General features: G+C 66.2%; 10 protein-coding genes and 1 tRNA gene. 3 read left to right on the top strand and 8 right to left on the bottom strand.

Features of this window, described 5'->3' with window-relative positions; all coding sequences use genetic code 11:
• The first annotated feature begins 50 nt into the window (after positions 1 to 50).
• Positions 51 to 674 carry a 5-formyltetrahydrofolate cyclo-ligase gene (locus tag AOP74_RS07245; protein ID WP_236683746.1) on the top strand — a complete coding sequence of 208 codons (624 nt, stop codon included), beginning with the start codon at positions 51 to 53 and terminating at the stop codon, positions 672 to 674.
• Between the two features lie 9 nt (positions 675 to 683).
• On the top strand, positions 684 to 902 hold the full coding sequence (locus AOP74_RS07240; protein ID WP_061961618.1) for an FmdB family zinc ribbon protein: 219 nt from the start codon (positions 684 to 686) through the stop codon (positions 900 to 902).
• A 51-nt stretch (positions 903 to 953) separates the two neighbouring features.
• Here the strand turns inward: AOP74_RS07240 and AOP74_RS07235 are convergent, their stop codons facing one another.
• From AOP74_RS07235 to AOP74_RS07225, 3 genes are all read right to left on the bottom strand, one after another.
• Positions 954 to 5,240 carry a PDDEXK-like endonuclease domain-containing protein gene (locus AOP74_RS07235; RefSeq protein ID WP_152649211.1) on the bottom strand — a complete coding sequence of 1,429 codons (4,287 nt, stop codon included), beginning with the start codon at positions 5,238 to 5,240 and terminating at the stop codon, positions 954 to 956.
• Between the two features lie 230 nt (positions 5,241 to 5,470).
• Positions 5,471 to 8,209 (bottom strand): glycoside hydrolase family 3 protein, encoded by a 2,739-nt coding sequence (locus AOP74_RS07230; protein WP_061961616.1) that lies wholly within the window; start codon positions 8,207 to 8,209, stop codon positions 5,471 to 5,473.
• Positions 8,210 to 8,212: 3 nt separating this feature from the next.
• Positions 8,213 to 10,678, bottom strand: a complete 2,466-nt coding sequence (locus AOP74_RS07225; protein WP_082096092.1) for a glycoside hydrolase family 3 C-terminal domain-containing protein — start codon at positions 10,676 to 10,678, stop codon at positions 8,213 to 8,215.
• A gap of 113 nt (positions 10,679 to 10,791) precedes the next feature.
• On the opposite strand from AOP74_RS07225, the gene AOP74_RS07220 reads away from it, so the two are divergent.
• A complete protein-coding gene (locus tag AOP74_RS07220; protein WP_061961615.1) occupies positions 10,792 to 11,409 on the top strand; it encodes a TetR/AcrR family transcriptional regulator in 618 nt (205 codons plus the stop codon).
• Between the two features lie 16 nt (positions 11,410 to 11,425).
• On the opposite strand, the gene AOP74_RS07215 is transcribed toward AOP74_RS07220, so the two are convergent.
• The 5 genes from AOP74_RS07215 to AOP74_RS07195 all read right to left on the bottom strand — a co-directional run bounded on the left by AOP74_RS07215 (position 11,426) and on the right by AOP74_RS07195 (position 15,732).
• Positions 11,426 to 11,498: transfer RNA gene (locus AOP74_RS07215), tRNA-Arg, on the bottom strand.
• A gap of 147 nt (positions 11,499 to 11,645) precedes the next feature.
• Positions 11,646 to 12,629, bottom strand: coding sequence for an aldo/keto reductase (locus tag AOP74_RS07210; protein ID WP_061961614.1), 984 nt, complete (start codon positions 12,627 to 12,629; stop codon positions 11,646 to 11,648).
• A gap of 210 nt (positions 12,630 to 12,839) precedes the next feature.
• The gene (locus AOP74_RS07205; protein ID WP_236683745.1) at positions 12,840 to 13,547 is read right to left on the bottom strand and encodes a C40 family peptidase; all 708 of its coding nucleotides are present in this window, start codon (positions 13,545 to 13,547) and stop codon (positions 12,840 to 12,842) included.
• Between the two features lie 158 nt (positions 13,548 to 13,705).
• Positions 13,706 to 14,404, bottom strand: a complete 699-nt coding sequence (locus AOP74_RS07200) for a metal-dependent transcriptional regulator (protein ID WP_061961613.1) — start codon at positions 14,402 to 14,404, stop codon at positions 13,706 to 13,708.
• Positions 14,401 to 15,732, bottom strand: coding sequence for a UDP-glucose dehydrogenase family protein (locus tag AOP74_RS07195; protein ID WP_061961612.1), 1,332 nt, complete (start codon positions 15,730 to 15,732; stop codon positions 14,401 to 14,403). Before AOP74_RS07195 ends, AOP74_RS07200 begins: the two co-directional genes overlap by 4 nt.
• Positions 15,733 to 15,737 lie beyond the last annotated feature (5 nt).

The raw sequence follows: 15,737 nt of genomic DNA, 5'->3' as shown, positions 1-15,737 counted from the left end.
GTGAGGCGCGTGTCACAATCCGTTCACGATTTACTGCCACAATGGAAGGCATGACCTCGCAGTCGAGCCATGCCAGAGCACAGGCGCCTGAAGATGCCAAGGCGCACCTTCGGGCATCAGTCCGTAAGGCACGCGCCCACCGCTCCATCAGGCGCAACGAAGAGCTCGCCGAGGCCCTCCGGGATCAGGTGCTGCAACTACCGTCCGTCGACAACGCCCAGTGCGTGTCGGTCTACGCCTCGCGACCCCACGAGCCCGGAACCTTGCCCCTCATCTCCGCGCTGCACGACCGCGGTGTCCGCGTCCTCATCCCTTGCCTGGGCGATGGCCTGCAGCGCGGCTGGGGCGAATACAACGGCGCCGACGATCTGATTGAGCGTGCCCCCGGGCGCCCGCCCGAGCCTTCGGGCAACTTCCTTCCCAGTGAGGCATTGGAGCAGGCCGATGTCGTGGTGGTGCCCGCGTTGGCCGTGGACCTGGTGGGCACCCGCCTAGGCCAGGGCGGCGGTTGGTATGACCGCGCATTGACTTACGCACGGCCCGATGCCCCCGTCGTGGCGCTGACATTCACCTCGGAGTTTCACTCCGACGGGACAGTGCTTCCTCGCGAGCCGCACGACCGCCCGGTCAACGCCGTGATCACGCCGCAAGGCATCACCTCACTTCCCGCGTAGAATACGCGCATGCCCACGTACTCGTATGCCTGTCGCGCCTGCGACCACCGCTTTGACGAGGTGCAGTCGATTCACGACGACGCGCTCGTCGCCTGCCCTGTTTGCTCTGGTGAACTCCGCCGTGTCTTCGGCACAGTCGGCGTGACGTTTAAGGGCTCGGGCTTCTACCGCACGGACTCACGCGCTGCCGCGAAGTCCTCATCGAGTTCAAGCGACTCCAAGAAGTAGCCACACCCGCTGGGCGGTGGCGCTGGGATGCGCTCGCGGCGCCTCCAGTGCTTACCAGTGCGGCGGCTTCTCCCTCAGGATGTCGTCTTCGCGCGACCCCGAGTAGCCATCGCCCCAACCGGCGTCCTCGTCTTCCCAAGCACGCGTCGGGATCAGCGGCCGGTCTGCGCCTTTCGACGACGCCTCTGACGTCGCCGTCGACGCGGTGTCATCGGAAGCTTCCTCAGGGGTGTCTTCGTGTTCGCCCGCGTCCTTGTCCTGCGCGGACTCCTCCGTATCGACGTCTTCAGGCTCGGCGGGGGCCGGGGTGTCGGGGCTGTCAGGTGTGCCGGCGCTCGGAGCGGCCTCAGGCGCTTCCTGGTCCGGGTCGGGGAACTGCAGGTCCAGTTCGATCTCCTCGATCACCAGCTCGTTGGCGGGCGGGGACGGGACTGGCTCAGGCTCAGGCTCAGGCTCGACCGTATCTTCGATCACCACAGCATCGGCCGGTTCCGTCTCACGCGCCTCGGGCTCAAGCGCGGAGGTAACCGCAGCATCGGCCCCTTCTTCATCCGAGAACTTCGGCGCCGACGCGGCATCGATCGCCGACTCCACCATGATCGTGGACAGCCCCAGCGTCATGGGCTCGGGTTCGGGGCGCAGCGGCGCTTCGTCCTCCAAGTTGAACACCTGCGGCGCGTCGACCTCGGCGACATCAAACTCGAAACTGTCCTGCACGATGACGGGGTCGGGCGCGTTCTCCGGCAGTGCCGCGCGCACCTGCGCTGCCGCCGAGTCCGGGTCCATGAAGACATCAAGCGTCCACAGGGGCACCACGACCCAGCCGAGCTTCTCCAACTGAGAACGCTGCCAACGCACCCGGTCGCGCAGCGACACAGAGCCGGCCGTCGATGCCTCATCGGTCACAATCGCGACCGCAAACTCCGGGTTCTTCTTGCCTCCCACGACCATCGGGATGGCGTCAGCGGACTTGCCATAGCGCACGTGGACCGGGTAGCCCTCGTGGCGGAGGCGCTGAGCGACATCAGCGAGAAGCCAATCGCTGGGCGCGGGCTCGGGACGCTCGGGGGTAACCGGATCGGTCTCTGCGGCGCGCAGGAGTTCGCGCAGGTCGTCGACACCGGGCGTGGTGTGCTCGTCTCCCGCAACTGCAGCGAGGTTCTCATCTGTCAGTGCAGTGAAGACAGTGACGTCGCAGCGGGAGGCGACCAGCGCCTGGACGAGTGCTTCCCTACCCCAGGGCTCGGAGAGCGCGCCGAGGTGGCTTGGAGCGACTCCGTCGGCATCAGGAGCAAAGCCCACCGTGAGAATCGCTTCGTCGCAGCGGAATCCAGCCGCCTCACCCATCGCCTCGACCGAAACCGCCGCTGCGAGCCGCGCGGACCGGGCCTCCAGTTCCGAGCGAACCACGTCGGCATGCGCCAACGAACCAGCGATCACCACGCGCGAGCGGTGCACATCAGACTTGAACTGCGCCTCGACATAGTCGGCAACCGCGCGCACTTCCGCCGCGGTGGTGTCCACGACGTCCACACCCTCGCGCGGATCGCCAGACGCCTCCACGGAGTTCACGACGAGGCGGCCCTGACCACCCGCAGCGGGCTGCGTCGGGAGCGCACGTCCGTAGGCGACGTCGCTGAGCAAAGCGCTGACGCGTGGATCGCGCGGCTGACCGGTGGCGTGAACGGTGACTTGCGGCAGGAGCGTCGCCAGGCCGGCAACAGCCGAGCGAGTGGCTGCGTGGGCATCGCCCACCACCACGACCTGCTTGGCGCGTGCCAGCGTCGGCACCAACTCCGCGAGCGCCAGCGATTCACCGGCGACCACGATGGCCACATCAATCGACAGCGACGGCGGCGCAAGGTGCGAGACTTGCTCCGCCTTGGCCAGGACGACAGGACGTAGCGCCGTCACCAACGGCGCAAAGTCGCGCCAAAGTTCCTGGTACGAGGCATCTCGGCCCTCGACAAGTGCAGCGAAGAGGTCGCGTGCCATGTCCGGGTGACGGGCAATCGCGCTTCGGCGGCGCTCCGCGGCGGCACGCATCAGCGGGCCAATGCGCGCGGCAGAGAACTCCGCGTCACGGTTGCGGAACTCCTCGACCGCGGTGCCGATAGCTCCGTACTCGGTGAGCGAGGGGTCGGTGGCAACAATCGCGTCGAACGCGGCCGCCCACCAGGCGAACTCGAGGTCGCGGCGAATCTGCGCACCGCTCGCACCGCGCTCACGCAGGTCTGCCACCAGTGCCGCGAACCCGCCGGCTTCGACATCAACATCAACGTCGGTGACTTCCGAGGACTCGAGCGAGCCGGGCACGCCAAGCGCGAGCCGGTCCAGACGCTCTGCGAGCTCGTCCCACGGGTGTTCGACCAGGTCGTCAATGTCGGTGATGGCGGTGACGACACCTGAGATCGCGTCCCACTCGTGCTGGCCGCGCTCGACTCGGTCGATGAAGATGTCGTAGTCATCCGGCACCACTGGCCACCCACCTGCGGAGCAATGCGAGCGCCAGCGCAACGCGAGTTCGTGTGCACGTACCAAGTCCTCGTGGAGAGTCTCCTTTCCACGTCCAGGACGTAGGAGCTCAACGGCGCGGCGAACGAGCGCGCGGCGGTCACGACGCGGCAGGTCGACGTGGCGGGAGGACCCATGCGGGGCGGTGGCGGAGACGAGGTCGTGCAGGCTGCGGTGGAACACGGCCGGCGAGAAGATCTCGAGAATCTGGCGCAGGTCGGCAAACATCGAGACCTGGTCAGCCCACACCTCAAAGCTAGGAGCCTCATCGACGCCGGTTTCATGCGCGGCGATCGCGGCCTCGGACCGCAGTTTGGGAAGCGTGCGGCCCAGGAAGGACGAGAGCGCCTCATCGAGTCGAGGTCCGTCCTCCGGATCGGCATGGCCGGTCCACCAAGGCTCCACATCGCCATCGACGGGGCTGGCCGCGGCCGCTTCGGCTTCTTTCTCGACCTTGTCCTCATCGGTCTCGCTCGGAGCGAGTGCGCGCGCGATCGCTGCTGACACGGATGCGAAGCCATGGTCGACGACAACTCCACCGGCGTCCGAGCCGAGCCTGGTCGTGGTCTGCGGCGCCGGAGTGGCGGTGGTGATGCGCACAATCGCCTGCACGGCCTCGAAGGCGCTGACGCCCCACGGCCGGTACGTGCGGTGAAGAGCGTCAAAGCGACGGTGGAGCGCCGAGCGGGCACGCACAAGCGCCTCGCCAGAGGTCCGCAGCGCCTGGTCATCCACTTGCGGAGTGCCCATCGTGATGGCCTCGAGCAGCCGCGAGCGCGCTCGCATGTTCCACGCCGCCTCAGTGCCGTCCACGACAATGTCGCCCGCACCCAGGTCCGCCATGCGGCGGCCGACGGCCTTGAGCGCCTCGTCCTGACCACCCACGATCGCCACGGTGCGGCCTGAGGCCGCACCATCGGCACCGATTGCCGCCGCAATGCCCACAGCATCGGCCCCAGGGGGAGCCTGAAGGAACACATCCCGGCCTGTCGCGATCAAATCCAGTGCGGCGAATGTGCCGTCGTCGAGATTGCCTACGCCGCGCTCACCGAACGGGTCACGGTCACCACGGGGAAAGGCCGGCAGCGGCTCGCCGAGAGTCGCGAGCGCATCCCGGTCGCCCGCTGCCGCGGCCAAGATGGGCGAGGCGGAGATGACCGCATCGAGGTCGTCCAGGTCGTCGAGGAGTCGCTGCTCGGGATCGTCGTATGCGCCCAAGATGAGCCGGTTGCGGATCTCAAGCGTCTCACCCAAGAGGTCCTTGCGCTCGCCGATCGCGTCCCACAGCGGGCGAGGATCAAAGTCGCGACCCGGGGTGATCTTGGGAAGCACGGGAGCGGCGTCCCAGCCTTCCTGGGCGGCGCGCTCGCGCAACAGGGACACGATCACGGGGTTCACCCAGATCTCATCGCGAAGCGTGATGTGCAGGTCGCGTTCGCGATAGCGGTCCAGTTCGACGGCACGCAGGAGAACGGGCATCTCGACATCGCGGTTGGCCTCGCGCCAGCACGCGGTTCCCACGGCCATGGCGGCGGTCCATGCCCCGGTGGCGGCCTTGACGCGTTCGGCCTCGGTGATGATGGCGCGGCCCTTGACGAGGGCGTCGTGGCTGATCGAGTCGTCGCGCACGAGCGATGTCAGCGCGGTGGGCCTCGCCGCAAACAACTGCGCGAGTCCGGAGGGGTGCGAGTGCCTCAAATCGATGAGGTCAGATTGCGTCGCAACGACGTCCCGCAACGGGGACACGGTGGCGCGAGCCTGAAGCTGCTCTCGCCACTCTTGAAGCGCGTCCGCCACTAGGGAACGCCCGATGTAGTCCACCACTGTCCTACGGTACCCATGCCCGACACTCAGACGGTCCCACCACGCCGTGACGCCCGCCCGCGGCCCCCTGAAACGACAACAGTGCGCGCCGACTTGTACAGCCGACACGCACCGCTACGAATTGTGGGGCACCGTATGGCGCCGCGTCAACTCCCGGATCGAGAAACCCGGGACGGGCCGATGCTGGGGTGGCTTCCGTACGGAACCCACCCCAGCATCGGCCGGTATTGCTAGTTCACTGCGTCCGTGAGCGTCACCGCGTAGAGCGCTGAGTGGACGCGGTCGCGCAGGCCGATGGCCATTCCGACTGGGTCCTCGTCGTACGCGGCCTTGGTGTTCTTGACCGAGCCGCTCGCGAAGGGCGCCAGCATCAGGTCGTTGCCGTAACGGGCCGCGAGCGCGGGGTCCATCCAGCCACCCAGCACGGCGTCCGTCGAGACGACGCCCTCGAAGCCCCACTCGCCGCGTAGCAGTTCCTGCAGGAGCTGCTCGTTACCGCCGGCCCACGAGCCACCAATGTTGATGAAGGAGCTCATTGCGCCGGTCGGGTTCGAGTCCTTCACGGCGATCTCGAAGGGCTTGAAGTACAGCTCACGCATGGCCTGCTCAGAGGCGAACACGTTGAGACCGGTGCGGGCGTTGACTTCCTGCTCGTTAAGCGCGAAGTGCTTGATGAACGTCAGGACGTCCTTGGACTCGGCGCCGTTGACCATGCCTGCTGCCATGCGACCGGAGATGACCGGGTCCTCCGAGTAGTACTCGAAGTCGCGGCCGCCATAAGGCGAACGGTGCAGGTTCATGCCGGGGGCGTACCAGCCCTGCACGCCGTAAGCGTTGGCCTCGGTGCCCACCGACTCACCCACAGCGAATGCGAGGTCGTCGTTCCACGTCGATGCGATGACGATCTCCGTGGGGTACGCGGCGGCCTCGAGCGGGCTGAACAGCGAGTTCAGTCCTGCGGGACTGTCGAGCATGACGATCGACGGAATGCCCAGACGCTCGATCTCGGGGGTCAGGTAGGCGCCAGTCGAGAAGATCTCGATCTGCTCGTCAATCGTCATCTGGTCGAGGAAGGCGTCCCACTGCGGGTCTTCGAAGTCGAGGCCCTTGAGGTCGGCGAGCACGAGCCCGTTGTCCGCCTCGGTCGTGGGACCCTCGCCCGCGGTGGGCTCAAACTCCGGGTCCATGCGGGCCAGGACCTCGTCCGATGCCGTGAAGTCAGCGCCGTCCATCGTCGGGTACGTGCCGGACCAGTCGTTGCGCGACAGGTAGGTGAGGTCACCTTCGGCGTACTCGAAGCGGTTCTCGTAAGTGGTTCCGGTGTCGGCATCGGTGGCGTAAACCACGGTTGCGTCCACGGTGTGGCTTGACTGTGTCACGGGCGAGTGCACGTCCGTGCTGACCGAGATCTCGTAGTCTCCGGCGTCCAGAGCGTAAGCGCCCTGGCTGGAGTCCCACGACGCCATGTCGCGCACGTCGTACTCGACGGTCACGGTCTCGGAGGCCCCTGGTTCCAGGCTTCCGGTCTTGGCGTATCCCGCGAGCTCAATCGCGGACTTCTCGATGCCACCGGGCGTGTAGGGAGCCGAGTAGTAGACCTGGACCACGTCCTTGCCGGCCACGTCACCGTCATTGGTCACGGTGACATCGACGGACACGCTGTCCTCGGTGATGACGGGCTCAGCGGCTTCCCATGTGAAGTCCGTGTAGCTCAATCCATATCCGAAGGGGTACTGCACGGCCGCGTTGTAACCGGCTTCATCATCGACGTAACGGGTCTCGTAGTAGCGGTAGCCCACGTAGATGCCCTCGTTGTAGTTGAGGAAGCCGCGGTTGACGTTGTCGTACGTGAAGTCGCCGAAGGTCTCGGTCGCAGGCGCCGAGGAGACGTCGTACGCATAGGTGTCCGTGAGGTGACCCGAGGGGTTCACGTCCCCGTCGAGAACCTTGGCCAGTGACACGTTGCCACGCGGTCCAGGGGTTCCGATCCAGACGGCTCCGGTGATCTCCTCGTACTCATCGATGAAGCCGAGTTCGAGCTGGTTGCCTGCGTTGACGACCACGATGACGTCGCCAAACGTGTCCGTCACGGTGTCGAACAGCGCGCGCTGATTGTCGGACAGGCGCAGGTCCTCGGCGGTCATGTCTGACCCTTCAGTTCCTGCACTGCCGATCACTACGAGCGCGGTGTCGCCGTATTCCTTGGCCTGTGCCATGACGTCGTCAGTGAGGTAGTCCGGGGCGGGCTCGTCCTCGGATCCGCCCAAGAACGCGCCGGCTATCTGCACGAACGCGTTCGACGAACCGCTGCTCTCCTCCGCGCCAGCGTCCTCCATCGTGGACTTCAGTTCCGTGTTGTAAGCGATGCCCTGGTCTTCGAGGGCGTCGTAGAGCCCTGGGGCCTCGCCGGTGTTCGATCCGCCCGAGCCACCGCCGCCGAGCTTCACGTTGAAGGACGCGAAACTGAAGACGTTCAAAGACGGCTCAGCCAGCGGCAGGGCGCCGTCGTTCTTGAGCAACACAATTCCCTCGTCAGACACGCTCTCCGCGACCACGGCGGCGTCCTCACGTGCTGCCACGCCGGCCTCGGTGTCGGTGTCGAGGCGAAGGGACGTGAGCCGCATGACATCGCCGGCATACGGTGCGGCGAGCGCGACGATGCCGATCACTGCGGCGCCGGTGATACCCCAGCCGATTGCGCGGCGACGACGGTGCGCCACCTTGCGGTTGATGCGGGCGCGGCGCTTGTCCTCGCGGCGCTCGGCGCGGGTCATCGATGCTCGTGCTTCCTTGCGGTCTGCCTTGACCTGCTTCTTGGCGTCCTTCGCCGCGGCCTTGTCAGAAGCCTTGGCGGCCTTGCGCGCCTCGGGCTCCATGGCAGCCAGTTCGGCCTTGCGAGCCTTCTTCGCCTCGCGTGCGGCAGCGGCCGATTCAACGGCGTCTGCCTTGATTTCCTTACGGGATGCCATCGGTCAGCCCTCCTTTGGTACTGGGTGGTGATGGTGGTGAACGGTGCGTGCACGCCGTCGGTGGGCACGCCATGAAGAAAGCAGGTCGCGGGAGCCTCGCCAGAACGAGCCATCGACCATGGTGAGAAGACCATCGAGCATCGCGTCATCCATGCGACCGGCACTCATGCGTGCGACCGAACGGAACGGCAGATCGAGCACGAAGTGCGTGTTGTTGGCGGCATTGACGCGCCCAAGCGCCATGAGGACCCGGGCCGATGCTGTGACCCCGCCGTGCAGGACGGAGGCAAAGCCGCCGCGGCCTTGGCACTGGGCGATGATGCTGGCGCGCGTGAGTGGTTCGCTGCGCGACCAATCGCGGGGCGGCAGGGGGCGGCCCAGCAGGTCCCCAAACTGGCCGGGGGTGACGTCTGCAACGTGGCCCGTGGCGTAGGGAGCGAGGGCGCGCTCCACCTGGGGCAAAGGCTGGCCATCGATGTGTAGGGCCGCGGCCAGGAGGATGTCGCGCGAGGAGGCCCCGGCCAGCACGGTGTACGTCCCGCCCACCGTGCGCCACTGGCGCTCTTGCGTGTCGTAGACGCTGAAGGCGTGCTCGCGCAACGGAATCTCGACGGTGGCGCTCTCCCCCTGCTCGAGCGTGACCGTGGCGAAGCCCGCGAGCTCGCGCGCCGCGCGAATCTCACCCTCGGCCTTGTCTGGCGCCTCGACGTACAACTGGACCACCTCAGTCCCAGCCAGGTATCCACTGTTGCGGACCTTGATCGCAGCAACCCGAGCATCGGCCCGGAAGTCGCTGTACTCGAATTGGGTGTAACTCAGCCCGTGGCCGAACGGGTAGCGCACGGGTGCGCCGACCTTGTCGTAGTACCGGTAGCCCACGTAGATCGACTCGCGGTGCTCTGCCGTCGCCTCAAACTCTGCGAAGTGAGCCGCGGACGGGACGTCGTCGTAGGTCAGCGGGTAGGACTCGGCGAGTCTTCCGCCGGGGTTCGCCGCACCTGTAAGCAGATCGGCGATCGCGCGTCCGCCACCCTGCCCGCCCAGGTAACCGTGAAGGATTGCGTCAACGTCATCTGCGAAGGGCAGCTCGACGGGCGCGCCGCCGGCGAGCACGACAACGATCCGAGTGTTGAGGGCGAGGAGGTCGTTGACAAGGTCGAGCTGGTTGGCGGCCAGGCGCATGTGCGCGCGATCCACGCCCTCGGCCTCCGCGGACTCGTCGAGCCCGAGAAAGACGAGCACGGTGTCGGCCTTGCGAGCCAGATCAAGCGCGCGGCGGCGCTTCGTCGTCGACCTGCCGTCGCGGCGGCTGAAGCCGGGCTCGAAGCCAACAATGTCGAGGTCCGTCGCGCGCAGCGACTCAAGGGGGCTGTCGACGCGGGTGGGCTTCACGAGCGAGCTGCCTGCGCCTTGGTAGCGGGGCGTCTCGGCAAAGTCGCCGATGACCGCGATGCGACCGGACTCGACGCCGAGCGGCAAGGCGGCGTTGTCGTTGCGCAAGAGGACTGCGCTGCGGCGGGCGGCTTCGACGGCGAGTTCGTGGTGGCGGTCGTGCATGGCCCGTTGCGCGGCGTCTGCCATCGGGCTCGTCGCGCCGACTCGGGCGGCGAGGGTCAAGACCTCATCAACGCGCTGGTCGAGCACAGACTCGTTGAGGTCGCCGGCCTCGATCGCGGCGACGATCTCCTGATCCGTCACTCCATCGGCCGACGGCATCTCGAGCGCATTGCCGGCGACGAGCCCCGCAAGGCGGTCGTTGTTGCCGCCCCAATCGGTGACCACCAGGCCATCGAATCCCCACTGCTGACGCAGGATGTCATCGAGGAGTTCGCGGTGCTCGTTCGCATAGGTGCCGTTGACCTTGTTGTACGAGCTCATGACAGTCCAGGGCTCGCCCTCTATCACGGCGATGCGGAAGCCCTCGAGGTGAATCTCGTGAAGCGCGCGCTCATCGACGACCTCGTCAATCGACATGCGATGCGTCTCCTGAGCGTTCACCGCGAAGTGCTTGGCGCTGGCTCCCACGCCCTGCGACTGGATACCGCGAATCATCGCCGCCGCGAGCGCTCCAGAGAGGTAGGGGTCCTCGGAGAAGTACTCGAAGTTGCGGCCCGCGAGCGGGTTGCGCTTGATGTTGAGACCGGGTCCGAGGAGGACGCCCACCTCTTCTGCGGCGGCCTCGGCACCGAGGGCCTCGCCGATGCGCTGCGCGAGTGTGAGGTCCCACGTGTTGGCAATGCCCGCGGCGGTGGGAAAGCACGTCGCAGGCAGGGAGGCATTCAGTCCGAGGTGGTCGGCGGCGCCGCCCTGCTTGCGCAGACCGTGAGGCCCATCGGTGAGCATGATCGAGGGCACGCGCGGCTGATCGAGCGACTCCGTGTTCCAGAAGTTCGCGCCCGACATCAGTGACGCCTTTTGCGTCAGCGTCATCTCGCTGGTCAAGCGTCGTCGGTTGTCTGCGGTGTCCATCAGCCGTACCCTAGGCTCAAGTTCCACCGGGTGGTGGAAATGTCAGACGACGATAACAGACCTCCACCACTTGGTGGAAATTTTGTGATCGAGACCACAACCGGGAGGGCCGGATGGCGGAGGACACAGTAGATTCACCGCGCAGCAGCGGCTATGCGACGGGGCGCGCCACAAAGCAATCCATCGTCGAAAGCGCGGCCGAGGCGTTCGCCGTCACGGGCTTCCACGGCACGTCCCTGCGGGCCATCGCGCGCGAGGCCGGCGTCGACCACTCAACGCTGCTGCACCACTTCGGCAATAAGACTGCGCTGCTGCTGGCCGTGATCGAGTGGCACGACAAGCGCAGCATGCCCCAGGAGCTGCCCGGCGAAATCACCGTCGAGTTTGTCGCCGACGCGATCGTCGACACCGCGCGACGCAATGAAGACGCACCTGGGCTCATGCAGCTGCTATCCCTCCTGTCTGCGGAGGCCGCGACAGACGGGCATCCCGCCCGCGAGTCCATGCAGCAACGACACGAGCTTCTCAAGACCTTGATCGCCTTCACGATCCGCCGCCAGGCGAGTGAGGGCGACGCGCCGGTTGACCCGATGGACCCCGACGAGCGCGCTGCGCTCATCATCGCCACCTGGGACGGGATGCAGCTCTACAACGGGCTCCACCCAGGCGAGCTGGACATCCCTGGGCATGTGCGCGCAATGCTGCGCGAGGCGTTCCGGCTCGATCAGTAGTCCACCGGAGAGTCGGTGCGCCTGGGCAGATTCGAACTGCCGACACCCGCTTTAGGAGAGCGGTGCTCTATCCCCTGAGCTACAGGCGCTGGGGGCACCGATAAGGGTACCCGCATTGGCTCCGTATGCGCTCATACGCCGCCATCGACCGCACGCGCGCACACGGAGCCCCGGGAGGCCTGAGCGAGGAGAGGGGGAAACCTCGCACCAGGCACTTCTTCAGTCGTCTCTGGAGATCACCAACGGTGAGCGACGTGCTGCGCAATCCGCTCGTCGTAGATGCGCTTGAGTTCGGCCAGCGTGGCCTCGTCGAGACCCGGGAGAGATCCGGCTGCGGCGTTGTCGCGCGCCTGCTGCGGGCGCGACGCGCCAGGGATCACGGTGGCGGCGCCCACGGCGATGATCCACGCCAGCGAGAGCTGAGCCGTAGTCCAACCCTCGGGAGTCACTGCGGCGACCTCGCGGGCAGCCTCAACGCCAACCTCGAACGGAACACCTGCGAAGGTCTCGCCAATCTCCATTTTGGAACCGTCACGGTTCCACGTGCGGTGGTCCTCGGGCGCAAACGTCGTGTGCTCGTCGTACTTTCCGGACAACAGGCCCGATGCCAGGGGCACGCGGGCAATAATGCCGACGCCTGCCGCATTGGCAGCGGGCAGGACACGGTCCAGGGGCTTGCGACGGAAGACGTTAAGGATGATCTGGATGGTCGCCAGGTCAGGCTCCTCGAGCGCACGCATGGCCTCGTCGGTCGTCTCGACGGACACGCCCCACTTCGCGATGCGCCCCTCGGCCACGAGCGTGCGCAGGTCGTCGTACATCTGCGGAATGTCGAAGGCCGCGGTGGGCGGGCAGTGCAACTGCACCAGGTCGAGAGTCTCAACGCCGAGGTTCTCGCGCGAGCTGTCAGTCCAGCGACGGTAGTTGTCGAGGTTGTAGGCCTCGGGCACGTGGGGATCGGCGAGGCGGCCCATTTTGGTCGCCACCATGATGCCGGCGTCCTTGCGGTCCGCCAAGAACGCGCCAACGGCCCGCTCGGAGCGACCGGTGCCGTACACATCGGCCGTGTCAAAGAACGTGACGCCAGAGTCCGCCGCGGCGTGGAGGACCTCCTGGGCGGTGTCGTCTCCGACCTCGGCCCAGTCACCCCCGAGCTGCCAACACCCCTGGCCAATAGCGGATACGGAACGGCCCAGACGGCTCACATCGTTGCTACGCATGAGTTCACTCTAACCGTCGCCGCGCTTCAACTTCGAATCGTTTCGCAGCCGCCCGTGAGGGATCCCGACGCCAGGCTGCGCCTCGGCTGCCCGGCTTGACCGAGCATCGGCCCGGCTAGGAACATCGAACCTAGGCTGGCAGCCCCTGGAAACGACAACGGCCGCCGCTCCCCGAGGGGAGCGGCGGCCGCGGTGAAACGTGAGTGGCGCTTAGCCGGTCACGCGAACGTACGTGGGGTTCGACTGCCAGATCGAACGGAACTGGATCGACTTGCCGGGGCGCGGCGCGTCAATCTGCAGGTTCGGTCCGGCGTAGATGCCGACGTGACCCGGCGTGACGATGATGTCGCCAGGCTGCGGGCTCGACACGACGGTGCCGACGTTGTAGTACGCACCGGACGAGCGGGGCAGCGAAATGCCGAGCTGGCCGTAGACGTACGAGGTAAAGCCCGAGCAGTCGAAGCCGGACGGCGACGAGCCACCCGAGACGTAGGGCACGCCTACGTACTTGGAAGCCTCAGCGATAACGGCGGATCCGGAGATCGCTGCCGACACCGATGCCGAGTTCGACACGGTGCGCGTCGAGTTCGACGTGGAAGTCGACTCTGACGAGGTGGAGGTCGACGTCGAGTTCGACGTGGTCTCTACGGGGTCAGGGGTGACGACGGGCTCGGGGTTAGCCGAGTACTCCACATCCGGGGTGTCAACGCTGTAGTCAGCATCATCCGCGGCGGTCACGGTGGCCGCGATGTCTGCCGCGGCGGCGGTCTCCTCGAGCAGCTCGGCGGTGGCCGAGTTGTTGGCGGGAGTAGTGGTGACGTCCTGTGTGACGAGAGCGGCCGCAGCGGCTCCCGTGAGGGGCACTACGACAAGTGCGGCGCCAGCTGTAGCTGCCACGGCACGCGTCTTAGCGCGCATGTATCCATACCTCAAGATGCTGTGTTCCTTCCGCGCGTCGTAAATCTCATGGCGCGTCGTTGTTCCTGGCCTTCCTGCTGTCCCGGAGGGAACTCCGAGTGCCATCCAACAGGGACCTGACGAGGTCAATTCCTCTGGTTACTAGTGAACCATGTTACCTAATCGTGACGATTCGCCAAGTCGGAAACTCCAAAGATGTGCCTCGCGGCCACATCAGTGAGCTCCAAGGTGTCCCCGGCGACGGTGACAGTCACCCCCTGGGACCCCTCCTCGACCGCAACCGTCGCTCCTGGCACGAGTCCAAATCGCACGGCTTCATCGAGGAACCCCTCGGCGGCCTGCGGACCCTCGCCGATCCTCGTAAGTAATATTTGTCCCAAATTTTGGTGTGCGGCCGTTTCGAGCGAAATTTCGCCTTCTGCTGTCGGTGCGACACGCATGCCGAGCTCATCCAAACCCGGGATGGGGTTGCCATAGGGCGACCGGGTCGGGTCTCCGAGCATCTCGACCAAGCGCCGCTCAACGCGGTCGCTCATGACGTGCTCCCACCGGCAGGCTTCGTCGTGCACATAGGGGAGGTCGAGACCAATGACATCTGTCAGGAGCAGCTCGGCCAGGCGGTGCTTGCGCATGACCCGCATCGCGAGCTCGCGGCCATGGTCCGTGAGTTCCAGGTGACGGTCGGGAGCAAGGACGACGAGGCCGTCGCGCTCCATGCGTGCGACCGTTTGCGACACCGTTGGCCCGGAGTGGTCGAGTTGCTCAGCGATACGTGCCCGCATGGGCACCACACCGTCTTCAATCAACTCGTAGATGGTCCGCAGATACATCTCCGTGGTGTCGATCAGGTCACTCATCCGGCTAGACGCCCCATTCCTCGATACTCCCAGCCCGCGTCGATCCACTCTTGGGATGGAAGGCAGTTACGCCCATCGATCACGCGCGGTGTCGCCACAATACTCTTGAGGTCTGACGGGTTCAGCGCGCGGAACTGCTTCCACTCCGTTGCCACGATGACGAGTTCCGCCTTGCGGCACGCCTCGAGCGGGTCGTCGACGTAATTCAACGTGGGCCAAATCTTCGCAGCGTTCTCGTTCGCCTCGGGGTCGTGAACGACTACCTCGGCACCCCGCAGGTGAAGCGTCCCGGCCACGTCAAGCGCCGGCGAATCCCGAATGTCGTCGCTATCGGGCTTGAAAGCCGCGCCGAGGACCGCGATGCGCACGCCGTCCAGGCCTCCCACCAAGCGCTCCGCGAGCGTCACAGCGTGCTCACGCCGGCGCAGGTTCACGCCGTCGACCTCACGCAGGAATGCGAGTGCCTGGTCGACGCCCAGTTCGTTGGCGCGCGCCTGGAACGCGCGGATGTCCTTCGGAAGGCACCCGCCACCAAAGCCCAGCCCTGCTCCCAGGAACTTCCGGCCGATGCGCTCATCGTGACCGATGGCATCGGCCAGGTCCCGCACATCCGCGCCCGTGGCTTCGCATACCTCTGCGATGGCGTTAATGAAAGAGATCTTGGTGGCAAGGAACGCGTTGGCACTCACCTTCACCAGTTCCGACGTCGCATAGTCAGTGACGAGGAAAGGCGTGTCGCGCTCGAGCATGGCGGCGTAGACACGGCGAGCGACTTCCTCGATGCGGCCAGGGCGCGCGCGGTCGACTCCCAGGACCAAGCGGTCTGGCTGAAGCGTGTCCTTCACCGCGAATCCCTCGCGCAAGAACTCGGGGTTCCAACCCAGGTCGACGTCGGAGCCCGCTGGTGCGACATCGCGCACGCGCTGCGCGAGACGCTCGGCGGTACCGACGGGGACAGTGGACTTGCCAAGAATGACCGCCGGGCGGGTCAGCAGGGGTCCAAGCGTCTCGATGACGGACTCCACCTGCGAGACGTCTGCGGCGTACCCGCCGCTCACCTGGGGTGTGCCAACTCCAATGAAGAAGACATCGGCGAACTCAGCAGCCGTCTCCACGTCGGTGGTGAAGCGAAGGCGACCGGAGTCGACGTGCTTGCGCAGCAGTTCGGGAAGGTGCGGCTCATAGAACGGCACCTCGCCGCGCGACAGGCGTGCGATCTTGTCTGGGTCGATATCGACGCCAATGACCTCATGGCCAAGTTCGGCCATGCCCGCAGCATGGGTAGCGCCCAAGTATCCGGTGCCGAAAACGGCAATGCGTTCGCTCATATCGC

Origin of the sequence: Demequina flava (assembly GCF_000975035.1) — a bacterium.
Lineage (GTDB): Bacteria > Actinomycetota > Actinomycetes > Actinomycetales > Demequinaceae > Demequina > Demequina flava.
Note: the sequence above shows the minus strand (reverse complement) of the source record. Positions and strands in the feature narration are given on the sequence as shown.

What these genes read in the sequence shown, in the direction of transcription:
- AOP74_RS07245 (WP_236683746.1), top strand. Translation starts at nt 51, where the DNA reads ATGACCTCGCAGTCGAGCCATGCCAGAGCACAGGCGCCTGAAGATGCC.
- AOP74_RS07240 (WP_061961618.1), top strand. Translation starts at nt 684, where the DNA reads ATGCCCACGTACTCGTATGCCTGTCGCGCCTGCGACCACCGCTTTGAC.
- AOP74_RS07230 (WP_061961616.1), bottom strand. Translation starts at nt 8,209, where the DNA reads ATGGCATCCCGTAAGGAAATCAAGGCAGACGCCGTTGAATCGGCCGCT.
- AOP74_RS07225 (WP_082096092.1), bottom strand. Translation starts at nt 10,678, where the DNA reads ATGGACACCGCAGACAACCGACGACGCTTGACCAGCGAGATGACGCTG.
- AOP74_RS07220 (WP_061961615.1), top strand. Translation starts at nt 10,792, where the DNA reads ATGGCGGAGGACACAGTAGATTCACCGCGCAGCAGCGGCTATGCGACG.
- AOP74_RS07210 (WP_061961614.1), bottom strand. Translation starts at nt 12,629, where the DNA reads ATGCGTAGCAACGATGTGAGCCGTCTGGGCCGTTCCGTATCCGCTATT.
- AOP74_RS07205 (WP_236683745.1), bottom strand. Translation starts at nt 13,547, where the DNA reads ATGCGCGCTAAGACGCGTGCCGTGGCAGCTACAGCTGGCGCCGCACTT.
- AOP74_RS07200 (WP_061961613.1), bottom strand. Translation starts at nt 14,404, where the DNA reads ATGAGTGACCTGATCGACACCACGGAGATGTATCTGCGGACCATCTAC.
- AOP74_RS07195 (WP_061961612.1), bottom strand. Translation starts at nt 15,732, where the DNA reads ATGAGCGAACGCATTGCCGTTTTCGGCACCGGATACTTGGGCGCTACC.